Raw genomic sequence first — 16,942 nt, 5'->3', positions numbered from 1 at the left:
CGCCAGCAAAGCGGGGATGAGCCCGGTACAGGTCGGCAACCGACCTAGCGGTTGAATCGCTCCACCAGCGAATACTGGCCGCCGGCAGTGCTGGTCAGCTCTTCGCTGAGAAGCGCCGAATGCTGCGCCTGCTCGGCTGTCTGGTCGGCCAGTTGGGCGATGGTGCTGATGTTGCGGCTGATCTCGTCGGCCACTGCAGTCTGCTCTTCGGTGGCGGCGGCGATCTGGGTCGCCATGTCTGTGATATTGGCCACTGCTTCGCTGATGCCGACCAGTGCCTGGTCGGCCTGCATGACGCGCTCGACGCCTTCCTGGGCCTGGCGGTGGCCGGTTTCCATGGTCAGCACGGCGTTGTTTGCCGTCTGTTGCAGTTTGGCGATCAGGCCGTGGATTTGCCCGGTCGATTCGGCAGTGCGTTGGGCCAGCTGGCGTACTTCGTCGGCGACTACGGCGAAACCACGGCCCATCTCGCCGGCACGGGCCGCTTCGATGGCGGCGTTGAGCGCCAGCAGGTTGGTCTGGTCGGCGATACCCTTGATCACATCGACCACACCACCGATCTCGTCACTGTCCTTGGCCAGTTGGGTCACGGTCTGCCCGGTCTCGCCCACGGCGCTGGACAAGCGCTCGATGGCATCCCGGGTTTCCCCGGCGATCTGACGGCCCTGGCTGGTCAGGCGGTTGGCTTCCTGGGTGGCGTCAGCGGTGCGTTGCACGTGGTTGGCCACTTCCTGGGTGGTAGCGGCCATCTGGTTGACGGCGGCGGCGACCTGTTCGGTCTCCACGCGCTGGCGCTCCAGGCCCGAGGAGCTCTTGTGCGCCAAGGCATCGGACTGGCGGGCCTGGTCGCTGAGGTGCTCGGCGCTGTCCTGCAGGCGGGTCAGGCAGGTCTTCATGCGCGCGTCTTGGCTGAGCATGGCCATCTCCAGACGTGCCTGCACGCCACGGCTGTCGGTGTACATCTGCGCGATCAGCGGGTCGGAGGTGGTCTGCTCGGCCAGGCGCAGCAGGCGTTTGAGGCCGCGCTGCTGCCAGCTCAGGCCGAACAGGCCGAGCGGTACCGACAGGCCGGCGGCCAGCGCGAAGCCCCAGGAGTGGCCGAGCCAGTTGCCAATCAGGAAACCGACCTGGCTGACCAGGATGAACGGCAGCCAGTCCTGGAGTACCGGCAGCCAGCGATCACGGCGCGGGATGGCAGTCTTGCCGTCGTTGATGCGCTGGTACAAGGCCTCGGCACGGCGGATTTGCTCGGCGGTCGGTTTGACGCGCACCGACTCGAAACCGACGACCTGGTTGTTCTCGAAAATCGGTGTGACGTAGGCGTTGACCCAGTAGTGGTCGCCGGATTTGCAACGGTTCTTGACGATGCCCATCCACGGCAAGCCTTGCTTGAGGGTTTGCCACATGTGGGCAAACACCGCAGTCGGCACATCGGGGTGGCGCACCAGGTTGTGGGGGGCGCCAATCAGCTCTTCACGGGTGAAACCGCTGATCTCGACGAACGCATCGTTGCAGTAGGTGATCACACCCTTGGCATTGGTGGTGGAGATCAACCGTTGTTGGGCAGGGAAAGTCCGTTCCCTTTGGGTAATCGGCTGGTTGTTGCGCATGAGCTGAATAGTCCGTAAGGCTTTCGACAGATATCGGCAAGCCACTGGTTTTATTGAATGGATATTTAAATTACTTGATCTGGGGCAATTGGCCATCAGCGCGATTGCAGTATGGGCGACCGCCGTCCAGTGCTGGGAAGGGGCAGTTTGCTTGCGTTCATGACCGTTAGATGACAGTTAGAGCCAATGATGACCGACCGGCCATCAAAGTGCTACTGGCAATGGCAGACTTTTCTTGTGGGCATGCGCCTCCAGCGCCGCAGGCGCGGCGCTAAAGGCAACAGGGCAGTGGATGGGGTCAGCAGGTCACTTGCGAATCATCTGCCGCAGCACATAATGCAGAATCCCCCCTGACTTGAAGTACTCCACTTCGTTGAGGGTATCGATCCGGCAGAGCACTTCGATCTGCTGCTGTTGCCCATCCTCGCGGGTGATCCGCAGCGGCAGGCTCATGCCGGGTTTGATCTGCGCGCCACTGAGGCCCAGCAGGTCGATCTGCTCCTTGCCGGTCAGCCCAAGTTGCTTGCGGTCCTGCCCTGCCTTGAACTGCAGTGGCAGCACGCCCATGCCCACCAGGTTGGAGCGGTGAATGCGTTCGAAACTCTCCGCCAGCACGGCCTTGACCCCCAGCAGGTTGGTGCCCTTGGCCGCCCAGTCGCGGCTGGAGCCGGTGCCGTATTCCTTGCCGGCGATCACCACCAGCGGTGTGCCCTCGGCCTGGTAGCGCATGGCGGCGTCATAGATCGACAGCTTTTCTCCGCTGGGCACATGCACCGTATTGCCACCTTCTTCGCCCGCCAGCATCTCGTTGCGAATGCGGATATTGGCGAAGGTGCCACGCATCATCACCTCGTGGTTACCGCGCCGTGAGCCGTAGGAGTTGAAGTCTCGCGGCTCCACGCCCTTGCTGCGCAAGTAGCGCCCGGCCGGGCTGTCGGCCTTGATGTTGCCGGCCGGGGAGATGTGGTCGGTGGTGACCGAGTCACCGAGCAGGGCGAGGATACGCGCACCCTGGATGTCCTTGATTTCGGGCAGCGGCCCGCCGATATCATCGAAGAACGGTGGGTGCTGGATGTAGGTGGAGTTGTCCTGCCAGACATAAGTCGCCGCCTGGGGCACCTCGATGGCCTGCCATTGCGCATCGCCGGAGAACACTTCGGCGTATTCCTTGTGGAACATCCTGGTATCGACCTTGGCCACGGCGTCGGCGATTTCCTGCTGGCTTGGCCAGATGTCGCGCAGGTAGACGGGCTTGCCGTCCTTGCCCGTCCCCAGTGCATCCTTGGTCAGGTCCATGCGCACGCTGCCGGCCAGCGCGTAGGCCACCACCAGCGGTGGTGAGGCCAGCCAGTTGGTCTTGACCAGCGGGTGTACGCGGCCTTCGAAATTGCGGTTGCCAGAGAGGACCGAGGCGACCGTGAGGTCGGCACTGCCGATGGCTTTTTCGATGGCATCGTCCAGTGGCCCGGAGTTGCCGATGCAGGTGGTGCAGCCATAGCCGACCAGGTTGAAGCCAAGCTGGTCGAGGTAAGGTGTCAGTCCTGCAGCCTCGTAATAATCGGTCACCACCTTCGAGCCGGGGGCCAGCGAACTCTTGACCCAGGGCTTGCGCTGCAGGCCTTTTTCCAGGGCCTTCTTCGCGACCAGGCCGGCCGCCATCATCACGCTGGGGTTGGAGGTGTTGGTGCACGAGGTAATTGCGGCGATCACCACGGCGCCGTCGCGCAGGGTGTAGGTCTGCCCTTCATGGTTGTAGTCGATTTCGCCGGCCTGATCGGCGTTGCCGACCGCCACGCCGCCACCGCCTTCACTCTCCAGGCGGCCGACCTCCTTGGCCAGCGGCTTGGGCTGCAGTTCGATGAAGTGGTCGAAGGCCTGGCGGACCAGGCCCAGGGCGACCCGGTCCTGTGGCCGCTTGGGCCCGGCCAGGCTGGCCTCGACGTCTTGCATGTCCAGGGCCAGCGTATCGCTGAAGATCGGCTCCTGACCAGGCAGGCGCCACAAGCCCTGGGCCTTGCAATACTGTTCGACCAGTTGCACCGTTTCGCTGGGGCGACCGGACAGGCGCAGGTAGTCGAGGGTGACCTCGTCAACCGGGAAGAACCCGCAGGTGGCGCCGTACTCGGGTGCCATGTTGGCGATGGTCGCGCGGTCGGCCAACGGCAGGTCGGCCAGGCCGTCGCCGTAGAATTCGACGAACTTGCCGACGACCCCTTTCTTGCGCAGCATTTGCGTCACGGTCAGCACCAGGTCGGTGGCCGTGATGCCTTCGCGCAGCTTGCCGGTGAGCTTGAAGCCAATCACTTCGGGGATCAGCATCGACACCGGCTGGCCGAGCATGGCCGCCTCCGCCTCGATGCCGCCCACGCCCCAGCCGAGCACGCCGAGGCCGTTGATCATGGTGGTGTGCGAGTCGGTGCCGACCAGGGTGTCGGGGAAGGCATAGGTGCGGTCACCGGCGTCGCGGGTCCATACCGTGCGCCCGAGGTATTCCAGGTTGACCTGGTGGCAGATGCCGGTGCCCGGCGGTACCACGCGGAAGTTGTCAAACGCGCTCTGGCCCCAGCGCAGGAAGGCATAGCGCTCGCCATTGCGCTGCATTTCGATGTCGACGTTCTGGGAGAAGGCCTGCGGCTTGGCGTAGTGGTCGACCATCACCGAGTGGTCGATCACCAGGTCCACCGGCGACAGCGGGTTGATTCGCTGCGGGTCGCCGCCGGCCTTGGCCATGGCGGCGCGCATGGCGGCCAGGTCGACCACTGCCGGCACGCCGGTGAAGTCCTGCATCAGCACTCGCGCCGGGCGGTACTGGATTTCGCGGTCGGAGCGGCGCTTATGCAGCCAGTCGGCGAGGGCGCGCAGGTCATCGGTGCCGACGGTCTTGCCGTCTTCCCAGCGCAGCAGGTTTTCCAGCAGTACCTTGAGCGACATGGGCAGGTGCTGCAGATCGCCTAGCTTGCGGCCGGCTTCAACGAGGCTGTAATAGTGATAGGTGCGGTCAGCCACCTGGAGGGTCTTGAGGGTGTTCAGGCTATCGAGCGAGGGCATTGCCAACTCCTTGTGCGGCGGGGCCCGGCACGGCTGCTTGTGGCCGGTGCCACCGCGCTGTTTCGGCCCGTACGGCACGGACCTGGCTGAATGGTCAGGTTAGCTCCGTTTGGTGCCCCTGACTCTTTTCTGGACCGGCGGGGCATGTCGCAGGTTCCGATCTTCCTTTATCATCGCCGCCCTGCCGGCGCCCGTGGTGCGCCAGCCGTAGTGGAGTGAGAGATGAATACCCTGTTCATGCATTGCCGGCCCGGTTTCGAGGGTGAGGTCTGCGCCGAGATCAGCGAACATGCCGCCCAGTTGGGTGTGGCCGGTTATGCCAAGGGCAAGCCGCAGAGTGCTTGTGCCGAGTTCGTCTGTGCCGAGGCCGAAGGTGCCGAGCGCCTGATGGCCCAGCTGCGCTTCGCGCAACTGATCTTCCCTCGCCAGTGGGCGCGGGGCACGTACATCGAGCTGCCGGAAACCGACCGCATCAGCGTGCTGCTGGCGCATCTGGCCGAGCACCCGGTGTTCGGCAGCCTGTGGCTGGAGGTACTGGACAGCAACGAGGGTAAGGAGCTGTCGACTTTCTGCCGCAAGTTCGAAGTGCCGCTGCGCAAGGCCCTGGAAAAGGCCGGCCGCCTGGTCGACAACGCCAGCCTGCCGCGCCTGCTGCTGACTTTCATCAGCGGCCGTCGGGTATTCGTTGGCGTGGCCGAGGCGAACAACAGCGCGCTTTGGCCGATGGGTATCCCGCGCCTGAAGTTCCCGCGTGAGGCGCCCAGCCGTTCGACGCTCAAGCTGGAAGAGGCCTGGCACCAGTTCATCCCGCGTGAGCAGTGGGAGCAGCGCCTTGGCGACGACATGAAGGGTGTCGACCTGGGCGCTTCGCCAGGCGGCTGGACTTACCAGCTGGTGCGCCGTGGCATGCTGGTCACTGCCATCGACAATGGGCCGATGGCCGAAAGCCTGATGGAGACTGGGCTGGTAGAGCACCTGATGGCGGACGGTTTCACCTGGCAGCCGAAGCAGCCGGTGGACTGGATGGTCTGCGATATCGTCGAGAAGCCGGCGCGGACCACCTCGCTGATCGAGACGTGGCTGGGGGAGGGGCTGTGCCGTGAGGCAGTGGTCAACCTGAAGTTGCCGATGAAGCAGCGTTATGCCGAGGTGCGCCGGTTGCTGGACCGTATGGAGGCGACTTTCAAGGCGCGTAAGGTCAAGGTGTCGATTGCCTGCAAGCAGCTGTATCACGACCGTGAGGAAGTGACTTGCCATTTGCGTCGGCTCGATTTGAAACCGCGTTGAGGTTGCCAGGCGCAAGTCTTGAGTGCTGCGTGGGCCACACGCACCACTCAAGGCATGCACCAGCGCCCTACCTCTTGGTCGACACGACCGGATGCGCCACAATAGGCGATCATTTGCGGAGCCCCCCATGACTGATTTCACCCCCGATGCCATCCTCGACGCCACCGGCCTCAACTGCCCGGAACCGGTGATGATGCTGCACCAGCACGTGCGCAACCTGGCTGCTGGCGGCCTGCTCAAGGTCATCGCCACCGACCCGTCGACCCGCCGTGACATCCCCAAGTTCTGCAACTTCCTCGGCCACGAATTGCTGCAGCAGCAGGAAGAAGCCGGTACCTACCTGTACTGGATCCGCAAGAAAACCGACTGAACCGCGCTGGAACACACCTCGCGTAGCGCCTACACTGCGCTCCCCAGACAGGAGAGCGCCATGCTGATAGTTGCCGACGAGAATATCCCGCTGCTCGATGCCTTCTTTGAAAGCTTCGGCGAGATCCGCCGTTATCCCGGCCGCAGCCTCGACGCCGCCAGCGTCAAGGACGCCGATGTGCTGCTGGTGCGCTCGGTGACCAAGGTCGACCGGCAACTGCTCGAAGGCAGCAAGGTGCGCTTCGTCGGCACCTGCACCATCGGCACCGACCACCTGGACCTGGACTACTTCGCCGAAGCCCGCATCCACTGGAGCAGCGCACCGGGCTGCAATGCCCGTGGCGTGGTCGATTACGTGCTGGGCAGCCTGCTGACCCTGGCCGACCTGGACGGCGTGGCACTGCCACAACGCACCTATGGTGTGGTGGGCGCTGGCGAAGTCGGTGGCCGTCTGGTGCGTGTGCTGCACGGCCTGGGCTGGAAGGTGCTGGTCTGCGACCCGCTGCGCCAAGCCGCCGAGGGCGGCGACTTCGTCAGCCTGGCGACGATCCTTGAACAATGCGACGTGATCAGCCTGCACACCCCGCTGCAGCGTGGCGGTGAGCATCCGACCTGGCACCTGCTCGGTGAAGCGCAGCTGGCGCAACTGCGCCCCGGTGCCTGGCTGATCAACGCCAGCCGCGGGCCAGTGGTGGACAACGCAGCGCTACGTGAGCTGCTGCTGGATCGTGAAGATGTGCACGCGGTGCTCGATGTCTGGGAAGGCGAGCCGCAGGTCGACCTGCAGTTGGCAGACCTGTGCACCCTGGCCACGCCGCACATTGCCGGCTACAGCCTGGATGGCCGCCAGCGTGGCACGGCGCAGATCTATCAGGCCTTGTGCCGCTACCTGGGCGAAGCCGAAAGCGTGCGGCTGGCCGATCTGCTGCCGCCGCCGCCGTTGGCGCAAATCGAGCTGGACGGCACGGCGGAGCCTGCCTGGGCTCTGGCGGCTCTGTGCCGGGCAGTGTATGACCCACGGCGGGATGATGCCGATTTCCGTCGCAGCCTGAGTGACGATGTGGCTGAGCAGCGGGCGGCGTTCGACCAGTTGCGCAAGCAGTATCCGCCACGGCGGGAGATCGAAGGGTTGGCGGTGCGCGTGAGGGGCGAGGCGCCGCAGTTGGCGCAGATGGTCAATGCCCTGGGCGGCGTGTTGGCCTGATTGCCCGATAAGCCAGTACGGGTAAAAACAAAAAACCCGGCATATAGCCGGGTTTCAAAGCATTCTTGCTTCAGCCGTGGCGTACTTTCTTCACGCGGCTGTCTTCCAGGTCCTTGCAGGCCTGCTGGATCATCTGCTCGGTGATCTCGATCTCGCGGCCCTGGGCGTCGATGATCGAACCACAGGCCTTGGGTTGTGGTTTGTTCTGCGGCTTCACAGTGTCGCTGCCATGTTGCAAGCTCATAGAATATCTCCTCATCAGGATCAGGTTCAGGTTAAACCTGCGCCGTGACTGGCCTGTTACAAAAGTTATCGTGTGCACCAAGGCCTGCACAGTCCAGCAGAAAGCGCGGCAAAGCTCCAGAGGCCTGTTAGATCGATGGGTTATAGGTACGCGCAACGTGGATGAATGGTAGTCTTCATTCTTCCTGCTTTCCCCGGTTCACCTCATGCTCGATTCGGCTTCTTCTCGCCAACGCCGTGCCCTGCGCCTGGCCTGGCAGTTCATGCGTCCGTACCGTCGCCAGGCCTTGCTGGCCTTGCTGGCGCTGGTCGTCACCGCCGGCATCACCCTGTCCATGGGCCAGGGTATCCGCCTGCTGGTCGATCAGGGTTTCATGACCCGCTCAGCGCACCAGTTGAACCAGACCATCGGTCTGTTCCTGGTGTTGGTGCTGGCTCTGGCGGCAGGTACGTTCAGCCGCTTCTACCTGGTGTCGTGGATCGGCGAGCGCTGCGTTGCCGACATCCGCCGCGCGGTCTTCGATCACCTGGTGGGCTTGCATCCAGGCTTTTTCGAGGATAACCGCAGTTCCGAGATCCAGTCGCGGCTGACCGCCGATACGACCTTGCTGCAATCGGTGATCGGCTCGTCGCTGTCGATGTTCCTGCGCAATGCATTGATGGTGATCGGTGGCGTGGTGCTGCTGTTCATCACCAACCCCAAGCTCACCAGCATCGTGGTGGTGGCATTGCCGCTGGTGTTGGCGCCGATCCTGCTGTTTGGCCGGCGGGTGCGCAGCCTGTCGCGGCAGAGCCAGGATCGGGTGGCCGATGTCGGCAGCTATGTGGCCGAGACCCTTGGGCAGATCAAGACCGTGCAGGCCTACAACCACCAGGCACGTGACCGCGAGCTGTTCGCCGGTACGGTGGAGGCTGCGTTTACCGTGGCCCGGCAACGTATCGCCCAGCGTGCCTGGCTGATCACCCTGGTGATCGTGCTGGTGCTGGGCGCGGTTGGCGTCATGCTGTGGGTGGGGGGCATGGATGTGATTGCCGGGCGCATTTCCGCAGGGGAGCTGGCAGCATTCGTGTTCTACAGCCTGATCGTCGGCAGTGCCTTCGGCACCCTGAGTGAAGTGATCGGCGAGTTGCAGCGCGCCGCCGGGGCCGCCGAGCGCATCGCCGAGCTGCTGGCCGCGCGCAGCATGATCCTGGCGCCAGCGGCCCCCGTGACGCTAGCGCAGCAGCGTGCCAGTGGGCGCATCGAACTGCAGCAGCTGACTTTCGCCTATCCCTCGCGGCCATCGGTGGCGGCCATCGACCACCTCAGCCTGACCATCGAACCAGGCCAGACCGTGGCCTTGGTGGGGCCGTCGGGGGCGGGCAAGTCGACCTTGTTCGACTTGCTCCTGCGCTTCTACGATCCGCAGCAGGGGCGCATCCTGCTCGACGGCCAGCCGATCACGGCGCTGGCTCCGGACGACTTGCGCCGCCAGTTCGCCCTGGTGGCGCAGAACCCGTCACTGTTCCGCGGCACGGTCGAGGCCAACATCCGCTACGGTCGGCCCGAGGCGACCCTGGCCGACGTCGAGGCGGCAGCGCAGGGCGCCCATGCCGACGAATTCATCCGGCAACTGCCACAGGGTTACCAGACGCCACTGGGCGAGGGCGGCGTTGGCCTTTCCGGTGGCCAGAAGCAGCGCCTGGCAATCGCCCGGGCGCTGCTGGTGGATGCGCCGATCCTGCTGCTCGACGAAGCTACCAGCGCCCTCGATGCGCAGAGCGAGCACCTGATCCAGCAGGCCCTGCCGAGCCTGATGGCCGGGCGTACCACGCTGGTCATCGCGCACCGCCTGGCCACGGTGCAGCACGCCGACCGCATCGCGGTGATCGACAAGGGGCGAGTGGTCGCGGTCGGCACGCACCGGCAGCTGATCGAAGAAAGCCCGTTGTACGCTCGCCTGGCCGAGCTTCAGTTCACCACGGGCTAGCTTCGTGCACTTGTAACATTTCTGTAGCAATTGCCTGAGAGTATGAATTCAACTGTTGCGTAAGTGCTCGACCTGGCTGCTATCGATCGATGGCAGCTTTTTTTTGGCCTGCGAACGAGGACAAGGATGTCTGTCGCGGCGCTGCTACGGCGCGCCGTTTCCTTATTCCTTGTTCCCGAGATCCGCGATGTTGCGTAAATCACTCCGAGTGCAAATTCTCACCCTGCTGGGCGGCAGCCTGGCGGCGATGCTGCTGATCGCCCTGGTGTGTTTCCAGTTCCTGTCATCCAGCGTGCGAGGCTATGGCGAACTGGTGGACGGGCCGCTGCGGGCGTCGCAATTGATCGATGAAGCCAACCTGCAGTTCAAGATCCAGGTGCAGGAATGGAAGAATGTGCTGCTGCGTGGCCGCCAGCCGGCCGAGCTGGACAAGTACTGGCAGCAGTTCCAGGCCCGCGAGCAGCAGGTTCAACAACTGCTTGGGGAATTGATCGACAGCAGCGATGCCAAGCTCAAGGCACCGCTGCAGCAACTGCGTGACAGCCATCGTCAGCTCGGCCAGGCATACGCACAAGGGCGTCAGGCATTTCTGGGGGCTGGTGGCGACCCGGTAGCCGGTGACCAGGCGGTGAAGGGCGTGGACCGGGCGGCCAGCGAGCAGATGAGCGCGCTGGTCGAGCAGCTGCGCGCCGAAGCCCGGGGCCGTGCCGCCGAGATCAATGCCGGTGCCGAACGCACCGTGTGGCTGGGCGTGCTGGTGATGCTGGGGTCGGCATTGCTGGTCGGCCTGCTCAGCCTGTGGCTGCTCAACCGCAGCCTGATCGAGCCGATCCGCCAACTGATCGAATACGTGGCGCAACTCAGCCAGGGCCACTTTGCCGCCCGCGTCGACAGCCGTCGCGAGGACGAACTGGGCCGTCTGGCGCGTGCTGCCAATACCCTGCGCGACTTCCTCGCCGAGACCGTTGGCCGCCTCAAGGACAACGCCCAGGAGCTGGAAGGCGCCAGCGGCCAGCTGCGCAATATCGCCGGTGACATGGCCCGTGGTACTCACGACCAGTTCCAGCGCACCGACCAGGTGGCCACGGCCATGCACGAGATGTCTGCCACCGCCCAGGAAGTGGCCCGCCACGCCGCCGAGGCTGCACGTGCCGCCGATGATGCCGACCACAGCGCCCAGGCGGGTGAACAGGTGATGCAGCAGACCATTGACATCATTGGCGTGGTCAACCGCGAGATCGCCGGCACTGCTGCGGTGATCCGCGACCTGGAAAATGACAGCTCCCGCATCGGCAAGGTGCTGGAAGTGATCCGTGGCATTGCCGAGCAGACCAATCTGCTGGCGCTCAATGCCGCCATCGAAGCGGCCCGTGCGGGTGAGGCCGGGCGTGGCTTTGCCGTGGTCGCCGATGAGGTGCGCAGCCTGGCCCAACGCACGGCGGCATCGATTGCCGAGATTCACCAGATCATCGAAGCCGTGCAGTCGGGCGCAGTGGAGGCGGTCAAGGCCATCGAGAGCGGCCAGCAGCGCAGCGAGGAGGGCGCCGAGCAGGTGCAACAAGCCGGGCAGATGCTGCAGCGCATCACCTTGGCGGTGGAGGCGATCCGCGATATGAACCGGCAGATCGCCACGGCGGCCGAAGAGCAGACCAGCGTGGCCGAAGACATTTCGCGCAACCTGATCGAAATCACCCGGATTGCCACCGCCAACCAGGAGGCGGTGCAGCATACCGAGCAAGCGGGGCAGCGCCTGCATGGGTTGTCGGGGCAGTTGGGTGAGGTCACCTCGCGGCTGACCGCCTGATCAATGGCCGGGGCCGCGCAGCGGCCCCCTTTGGGGGAAACCCGCCATTGAGCAGGAAAAACTGTTCTCGCTGTGGCGGAATGTCGCCATGCGACCCGCTGTCACACCCGTATTCATTGGTCCAAACCCAGTTGGCACGCTCCCTGCTCTATGCGCCGCGCGTGTACACAACAACTGGACAACATCAATGAAGAAATTCCTGCTGACGTTCCTCTGCCTGGGCGTCATCGGCTGCTCCAAACCCGAAGAGCCTGCGAAGACCGTCGATGTGCTGCTGATTGGCGGCGGCATCATGAGTGCAAGCCTGGGCACCTACCTCACCGAGCTGGAACCGAACTGGAAAGTCGGCGTCTACGAGCGCATGGACCAGGTCGCCGAAGAGAGTTCTAACGCCTGGAACAACGCCGGCACTGGCCATTCCGCGTTCTGCGAGCTGAACTACACCAGCGAAGGCAAGGACGGCAGCATCGACATCAGCAAGGCTGTCGGGGTCAACGAGCAGTTCGAGATCTCCAAGCAGTTCTGGGCCTACCAGGTCGAGCAGGGTGTGCTCAGCAACCCGAAGTCGTTCATCAACAATGTGCCGCACATGAGCTTCGTCTGGGGTGACGAGAACATCGCCTTCCTGCACAAGCGCGTTGCCGCCTTGCAGCACAGCTCGCTGTTCCGGGGCATGGAGATCAGCGAAGACCACGAGCAGATCCGCAAGTGGGTGCCGCTGGTGATGGAGGGGCGTGACCCGCAACAGCGAGTGGCCGCCACGCGCATGGCCATCGGTACCGACGTGAACTTCGGCGAGATCACCCGCCAGCTGTTTGCCTCGATGACCCGCAACCCCAACGTCAAGCTGCACCTGAGCCACGAAGTGCGCGATATCGTGCGCAATGCCGATGGCACCTGGAAAGTGGTGGTGGCTGACCTGGCCCAAGGCGGCAAGGAGGCCAGCGTCAATGCCCGCTTCGTGTTCATCGGGGCCGGTGGCGGCGCGCTGAAGCTACTGCAGAAGTCGGGCATCCCGGAGGCGGACGGTTATGCCGGTTTCCCGGTTGGTGGCCAATTCCTGATGACCGACAACCCGGACATCGTCGCTCGGCACAAGGCCAAGCTGTATGGCAAGGCTTCGGTCGGGGCGCCACCGATGTCGGTACCCCACCTGGACACGCGGGTGATCGATGGCCAGGAAGTGTTGCTGTTCGGCCCGTTCGCGACCTTCTCCACCAAGTACCTCAAGCACGGATCGTTGCTGGACATGTTCGCCTCGCTGACCAGCCACAATATCCTGCCGATGGTGAACGCTGGGATCGACAACTTCGACCTCAGCACCTACCTGATGGGCCAGTTGATGCTCAGCTTCGACGACCGCATGCAGGCCCTGCGCGAGTACTTCCCCAATGCCAGGAACGAGGACTGGAAGCTGCTGCAGGCTGGCCAGCGCGTGCAGGTGATCAAGAAGGACCCGGTACTCGGTGGCATCCTGCAGTTCGGTACCGAAGTGGTGGCCGCGCAGGATGGCAGCATCGCCGCGCTGCTGGGGGCTTCGCCGGGCGCCTCGACGGCCGCGCCGATCATGCTGACGGTGCTGGAGAAAACCTTCAAGGACCGCATCAAGACGCCGGAATGGCAGGCGCGCCTGAAGGATATCGTGCCGAGCTATGGGCAGAAGCTGAATAACGACATCGAGCTGACCAACCGCACCCGTGAGTGGAGCAGCTCGCGTCTGCAGTTGCTGTATGTGCCGGTGCAGGCGGAGCAGGTGACAGCGGTCAACTAATTTCCGAGGCACAACAAAAAGCCCGCGCAAGGCGGGCTTTTTGCTGAAGGTTTTGGTCGGAGAGACAGGATTCGAACCTGCGGCCTTCTCGTCCCGAACGAGACGCGCTACCTGGCTGCGCTACACTCCGATAAGCAAAATCCTACTGCATGGAATTTTCTGGCACAAGCCCTTGTAGTTAAAAGGGCTTATGCCAAAAACAGCACGCGGATCACAGCTCCTTGACGGTGCGGATCTGGTCCTTGTTCAGGCGCGTGCGTTTGCCGTCGAGCTGCTCGAATTCGTAGAAACCGGAGTCCTCGTCAAAGGATGGTGTATCCACTGCCTGGATTTCGCGGCCGTCATTGAGGGTGATCACGGTCGGCGATGCGCAGCCAGCGAGGGCGCCAAGGCCCAGGGCGAGCAGAAAGGCGGGAAGGGTCCGTTGAATCATCGTGTTTCTCCAGTGCGATGGTGCAAGATGACTTTATGACGCAGGGCGTCCACGCAAGTTCCTTTTACATTCCAGCATAGCGGCAAGTCTGGGTTATTGACCTGTGCCTGCCTGCACGGCCGCCTGTGATATAACTGCGCCCATCCCCTTTTCCTGCGACGGACACCCATGAAAGCCAAGGCAGATACCCCCTTCGTGGCGCTGAACATTGCCGTGCTCACGGTCAGCGACACCCGCACGTTTGAAACCGATACTTCCGGGCAAACCTTTGTCGACCGCCTCACCGCCGCTGGCCACACACTGGCCGCCCGCGTGCTGCTCAAGGACGACCTGTACAAGATCCGTGCCCAGGTCGCCACATGGATTGCCGACGACAGCGTGCAGGTGGTGCTGATCACCGGTGGTACCGGCTTTACCGGCCGTGACAGCACGCCAGAAGCCGTAGCGTGCCTGCTGGACAAGCAGGTTGAAGGCTTCGGCGAACTGTTCCGGCAGATTTCCGTGGCCGATATCGGCACCTCCACCGTGCAATCGCGCGCCCTTGCCGGCTTGGCCAACGGCACCCTGGTGTGCTGCCTGCCGGGCTCGACCAATGCCGTGCGCACCGGTTGGGACGGCATCCTCGCCGAGCAGCTGGATGCCCGCCATCGGCCGTGCAATTTCGTCGCCCACCTGAAACAGGCAGCGGCCTGTGACAGCCGTGGCTGAGGCACCCGCTACCCGGCCACTGATGCCGGTGGAAGAAGCCCTGGAGCGCCTGCTGGCGCTGGCCGAGGCCGCGCCAATCCGGGAAACCGAAAACGTCTCGCTGGCCGAGGCCGAAGGCCGCGTGCTGGCCACCGAACTGGTGGCCACGCTCGATCTGCCGCCGTGGCCCAACAGTGCCATGGACGGTTATGCCTTGCGCCTGGCCGACCTGCAGGGCGAGCCTTTGCCGGTCAGCCAGCGGATCTTCGCCGGCCACGCCCCCGAACCTCTGCAGCCCGGCACTTGCGCCCGGATTTTCACCGGCGCGCCGATGCCGGCAGGTGCCGACTGTGTCGAAATGCAGGAAAACACCGAGGTGCTGGAAGGTGGCCGGGTGCGCTTCCTCGAAGCACTGACGCTTGATCAGAACGTTCGCCCGCAGGGCCAGGAAACTCGCAAAGGCGAGCAGGTGATGGTCGCTGGCACGCGGCTCGGGCCTATCGAACTGGGCCTGGCGGCAACCCTTGGCCACGCGCAGTTGCAGGTGGTGCGGCGGGTAAGGGTGGCGGTGCTGTCCACTGGCGATGAGCTGGTTGAGCCTGGCCTGCCATTGGGCCCGGGGCAGATCTACAACAGCAACCGACGCTTGCTGGTCAGCTGGCTGCAACGGCTGGGCTGCGAAGTGCGCGACATGGGCATTCTTCCCGATGACCTGGAACGTACCCGCGAATGCCTGGGGGGGCTGGGTGATGTCGACCTGATCCTCTCCACTGGCGGCGTTTCCGTGGGCGAGGCCGACTACCTCGGCGCCGCACTGCGCGAAGCTGGCGAACTGGCCTTATGGAAGCTGGCGATCAAGCCTGGCAAGCCGCTGACCTTCGGGCATTACCGCGGTGTGCCGGTGATCGGCCTGCCCGGCAACCCGGCGTCGACCCTGGTGACGTTCGGCCTGTTGACGAGGCCCTACCTGTTGCGCCGCCAGGGCGTAGCCGATGTCACACCGCTGCGTTTCGATGTTCCGGCCGGCTTCGAATGGACCAAGGCTGGCACCCGTCGCGAGTACCTGCGTGCGCGCATCGACAATGGCCAGGTGCGCATCTACAAGAACCAGAGCTCCGGTGTGCTGCGCAGCGCGGCCTGGGCCGAGGGGCTGGTGGAGGTGCGCGAGGGCAGCACGCCGAAGCCGGGCGACAGCGTGCCGTTCATACCGCTGAGCGAACTACTCGGCTGAGCGACCGAGCCAGGCGCCACCGCCTTGGGTGGCGTCGGCCGGTGCCGACTGGGTGAGGCGCATGTGCACCATTTCCAGTTGCTGGGCGGCCACGCTCCAGTCGTGGCGATTACGGGCAAACTGGCGGCCGGCCTCGCTCAATTGGCACATGCGCCACGGCTGGTTGAGCAGTTGCGTGACCATTAGCGCCAACTGGTCACCGTCGTCACTGCCCAGGTAGTGCTCGCCGTTGTTGGCGGCCAGGCCTGATACGCCTTTGCCGGTACTGATCACCGGTAGCCCGGCTGCCATGGCTTCGAGGATCTTCACCTTGGAGCCACCGGCATAGCGCAAGGGTGCAAAGAACAGCGCGGAACGGCTTTGTAGCTCGCGCAGGTCAGGGCGATAGCCGACCCACTCGATGCGTGGATCGTTCCAGCGCAGTTTCCAGCTGATCGGCAGGGCATGCCCGGCGATGGCCAGGCGTACCGCCGGGTTACTCATCCACACCTGGGGCAGGATTTCTTCCAGGGCCCATTCAATGGCCTCGACATTGGCGGCGTACTCGAAGTTGCCCACGAACAGCAGGCGCTGGCTGTGCAGGGCCGGGAGGACGTTCTGGTAGTAATCGCAATCGACGCCATTGACCACCACATTGACCGGGCGACCGCTGACCTGGCTGATCAGTTCGGCATCATGCGGGCTAACCGCCACCACTTCGGTGGGCTGGCGCAGCACGCGTTGCTCCCAGCGCCGATAGCGCCAACGGTCGAAGGCATTGAGCGGGCGCAGCCACAGCGGCAAGCGGTCATGGCAGGCGGCGCCGCTCACTGACTCAAGGTTGTGTTCGCTGAGCAGGTAGGGCAGTTCGCGTGCCTGCAGTGCTTTTTCGAACGGCTGGAAGCTGTAGCTGTGTTCGATCTGGATGACGTCCCAGGGCTCGTCCAACAGTTGCTCGAACTGGTGCCGCAAGCCAGGGGCCAGGCCGTTGATGATGGCCCGCATCGGGTAATCGATGATGGGCGAGGCGAGCAGGTTGAGCGGGCTGTGCAGTGGGCGTCGGGGCAGCACGATCAAGCGATCGAGCAAGGGTTCGAGGGCTTCGCGGGCGGCATCGCACAAGGGGATTTTCGACTGGACCAGCAAGGTGATCCGGTGGCCCTGCTGCGCGAGGGCGCGCAGCAGGTGGTATTGCCGGGTCTTGCTGCCACTGGTGGTGGGCCAGGGCAGGTAAGGCAGAGTCCAGAGAATGCGCATGAACCGGAAACCTCGCTGAAGGCTGCGGACAAAAAACGCGTCCGCCAGC

Annotated in this window: 13 protein-coding genes, 1 tRNA gene and 1 pseudogene; 9 read left to right on the top strand and 6 right to left on the bottom strand. The window is 64.1% G+C overall.

The window, feature by feature from the left end:
• Positions 1 to 44: 44 nt before the first annotated feature.
• Both ACOKS3_RS20100 and acnA read right to left on the bottom strand, forming a co-directional pair.
• Positions 45 to 1,610 (bottom strand): methyl-accepting chemotaxis protein, encoded by a 1,566-nt coding sequence (locus ACOKS3_RS20100; protein WP_422764133.1) that lies wholly within the window; start codon positions 1,608 to 1,610, stop codon positions 45 to 47.
• Positions 1,611 to 1,916: 306 nt separating this feature from the next.
• Complete coding sequence (gene acnA, locus ACOKS3_RS20095) at positions 1,917 to 4,658, bottom strand: aconitate hydratase AcnA (RefSeq protein ID WP_422764134.1); 2,742 nt, start codon at positions 4,656 to 4,658, stop codon at positions 1,917 to 1,919.
• Positions 4,659 to 4,880: 222 nt separating this feature from the next.
• Here acnA and rlmM point away from each other — a divergent pair, with 222 nt between their 5' ends.
• From rlmM to pdxB, 3 genes are all read left to right on the top strand, one after another.
• Positions 4,881 to 5,945 carry a 23S rRNA (cytidine(2498)-2'-O)-methyltransferase RlmM gene (gene rlmM / locus ACOKS3_RS20090; RefSeq protein WP_422764135.1) on the top strand — a complete coding sequence of 355 codons (1,065 nt, stop codon included), beginning with the start codon at positions 4,881 to 4,883 and terminating at the stop codon, positions 5,943 to 5,945.
• 127 nt (positions 5,946 to 6,072) lie between these two features.
• On the top strand, positions 6,073 to 6,315 hold the full coding sequence (gene tusA, locus ACOKS3_RS20085; RefSeq protein WP_103449798.1) for a sulfurtransferase TusA: 243 nt from the start codon (positions 6,073 to 6,075) through the stop codon (positions 6,313 to 6,315).
• Positions 6,316 to 6,375: 60 nt separating this feature from the next.
• Positions 6,376 to 7,518: a 4-phosphoerythronate dehydrogenase PdxB gene (pdxB, locus tag ACOKS3_RS20080; protein ID WP_422764136.1), complete on the top strand. Its 1,143-nt coding sequence runs from the start codon at positions 6,376 to 6,378 to the stop codon at positions 7,516 to 7,518.
• A 70-nt stretch (positions 7,519 to 7,588) separates the two neighbouring features.
• Here pdxB and ACOKS3_RS20075 read toward each other — a convergent pair whose 3' ends face one another.
• The gene (locus ACOKS3_RS20075) at positions 7,589 to 7,762 is read right to left on the bottom strand and encodes a PA1571 family protein (protein WP_422764137.1); all 174 of its coding nucleotides are present in this window, start codon (positions 7,760 to 7,762) and stop codon (positions 7,589 to 7,591) included.
• 205 nt (positions 7,763 to 7,967) lie between these two features.
• Here ACOKS3_RS20075 and ACOKS3_RS20070 point away from each other — a divergent pair, with 205 nt between their 5' ends.
• The 4 genes and pseudogenes from ACOKS3_RS20070 to mqo all read left to right on the top strand — a co-directional run bounded on the left by ACOKS3_RS20070 (position 7,968) and on the right by mqo (position 13,306).
• Positions 7,968 to 9,731, top strand: a complete 1,764-nt coding sequence (locus ACOKS3_RS20070; protein ID WP_422764138.1) for an ABC transporter transmembrane domain-containing protein — start codon at positions 7,968 to 7,970, stop codon at positions 9,729 to 9,731.
• 187 nt (positions 9,732 to 9,918) lie between these two features.
• Positions 9,919 to 10,602: pseudogene (locus tag ACOKS3_RS20065) on the top strand (methyl-accepting chemotaxis protein); the annotation flags it as partial.
• Between the two features lie 165 nt (positions 10,603 to 10,767).
• Positions 10,768 to 11,535 carry a methyl-accepting chemotaxis protein gene (locus ACOKS3_RS20060; protein ID WP_371922753.1) on the top strand — a complete coding sequence of 256 codons (768 nt, stop codon included), beginning with the start codon at positions 10,768 to 10,770 and terminating at the stop codon, positions 11,533 to 11,535.
• A 187-nt stretch (positions 11,536 to 11,722) separates the two neighbouring features.
• Positions 11,723 to 13,306, top strand: a complete 1,584-nt coding sequence (gene mqo, locus ACOKS3_RS20055) for a malate dehydrogenase (quinone) (protein ID WP_422764139.1) — start codon at positions 11,723 to 11,725, stop codon at positions 13,304 to 13,306.
• A gap of 53 nt (positions 13,307 to 13,359) precedes the next feature.
• Here mqo and ACOKS3_RS20050 read toward each other — a convergent pair.
• Both ACOKS3_RS20050 and ACOKS3_RS20045 read right to left on the bottom strand, forming a co-directional pair.
• Positions 13,360 to 13,436 (bottom strand) — tRNA-Pro (locus ACOKS3_RS20050).
• 81 nt (positions 13,437 to 13,517) lie between these two features.
• Positions 13,518 to 13,739, bottom strand: coding sequence for a YgdI/YgdR family lipoprotein (locus ACOKS3_RS20045; protein ID WP_027596642.1), 222 nt, complete (start codon positions 13,737 to 13,739; stop codon positions 13,518 to 13,520).
• Positions 13,740 to 13,907: 168 nt separating this feature from the next.
• On the opposite strand from ACOKS3_RS20045, the gene moaB reads away from it, so the two are divergent.
• Both moaB and ACOKS3_RS20035 read left to right on the top strand, forming a co-directional pair.
• On the top strand, positions 13,908 to 14,447 hold the full coding sequence (gene moaB, locus ACOKS3_RS20040; protein ID WP_085674853.1) for a molybdenum cofactor biosynthesis protein B: 540 nt from the start codon (positions 13,908 to 13,910) through the stop codon (positions 14,445 to 14,447).
• Positions 14,431 to 15,657 (top strand): molybdopterin molybdotransferase MoeA, encoded by a 1,227-nt coding sequence (locus tag ACOKS3_RS20035; protein ID WP_103449803.1) that lies wholly within the window; start codon positions 14,431 to 14,433, stop codon positions 15,655 to 15,657. The genes moaB and ACOKS3_RS20035 overlap by 17 nt, the downstream gene beginning before the upstream one ends.
• Here ACOKS3_RS20035 and ACOKS3_RS20030 read toward each other — a convergent pair.
• Positions 15,646 to 16,893, bottom strand: coding sequence for a glycosyltransferase family 4 protein (locus tag ACOKS3_RS20030; RefSeq protein ID WP_422764140.1), 1,248 nt, complete (start codon positions 16,891 to 16,893; stop codon positions 15,646 to 15,648). The genes ACOKS3_RS20035 and ACOKS3_RS20030 overlap by 12 nt on opposite strands.
• Positions 16,894 to 16,942: the final 49 nt, after the last annotated feature.

Source organism: Pseudomonas sp. HS6-2 (assembly GCF_049325675.2).
Classification (GTDB): Bacteria; Pseudomonadota; Gammaproteobacteria; order Pseudomonadales; family Pseudomonadaceae; genus Aquipseudomonas; species Aquipseudomonas putida_N.
This window is presented reverse-complemented; position numbering and strand designations above follow the sequence as displayed.

Excerpts from the sequence above, each read along its gene's own strand:
- mqo (WP_422764139.1), top strand. The coding sequence starts at position 11,723 with ATGAAGAAATTCCTGCTGACGTTCCTCTGCCTGGGCGTCATCGGCTGC.
- ACOKS3_RS20070 (WP_422764138.1), top strand. The coding sequence starts at position 7,968 with ATGCTCGATTCGGCTTCTTCTCGCCAACGCCGTGCCCTGCGCCTGGCC.
- ACOKS3_RS20075 (WP_422764137.1), bottom strand. The coding sequence starts at position 7,762 with ATGAGCTTGCAACATGGCAGCGACACTGTGAAGCCGCAGAACAAACCA.
- tusA (WP_103449798.1), top strand. The coding sequence starts at position 6,073 with ATGACTGATTTCACCCCCGATGCCATCCTCGACGCCACCGGCCTCAAC.
- ACOKS3_RS20100 (WP_422764133.1), bottom strand. The coding sequence starts at position 1,610 with ATGCGCAACAACCAGCCGATTACCCAAAGGGAACGGACTTTCCCTGCC.
- ACOKS3_RS20060 (WP_371922753.1), top strand. The coding sequence starts at position 10,768 with ATGGCCCGTGGTACTCACGACCAGTTCCAGCGCACCGACCAGGTGGCC.
- acnA (WP_422764134.1), bottom strand. The coding sequence starts at position 4,658 with ATGCCCTCGCTCGATAGCCTGAACACCCTCAAGACCCTCCAGGTGGCT.
- ACOKS3_RS20045 (WP_027596642.1), bottom strand. The coding sequence starts at position 13,739 with ATGATTCAACGGACCCTTCCCGCCTTTCTGCTCGCCCTGGGCCTTGGC.
- rlmM (WP_422764135.1), top strand. The coding sequence starts at position 4,881 with ATGAATACCCTGTTCATGCATTGCCGGCCCGGTTTCGAGGGTGAGGTC.
- moaB (WP_085674853.1), top strand. The coding sequence starts at position 13,908 with ATGAAAGCCAAGGCAGATACCCCCTTCGTGGCGCTGAACATTGCCGTG.
- ACOKS3_RS20030 (WP_422764140.1), bottom strand. The coding sequence starts at position 16,893 with ATGCGCATTCTCTGGACTCTGCCTTACCTGCCCTGGCCCACCACCAGT.
- pdxB (WP_422764136.1), top strand. The coding sequence starts at position 6,376 with ATGCTGATAGTTGCCGACGAGAATATCCCGCTGCTCGATGCCTTCTTT.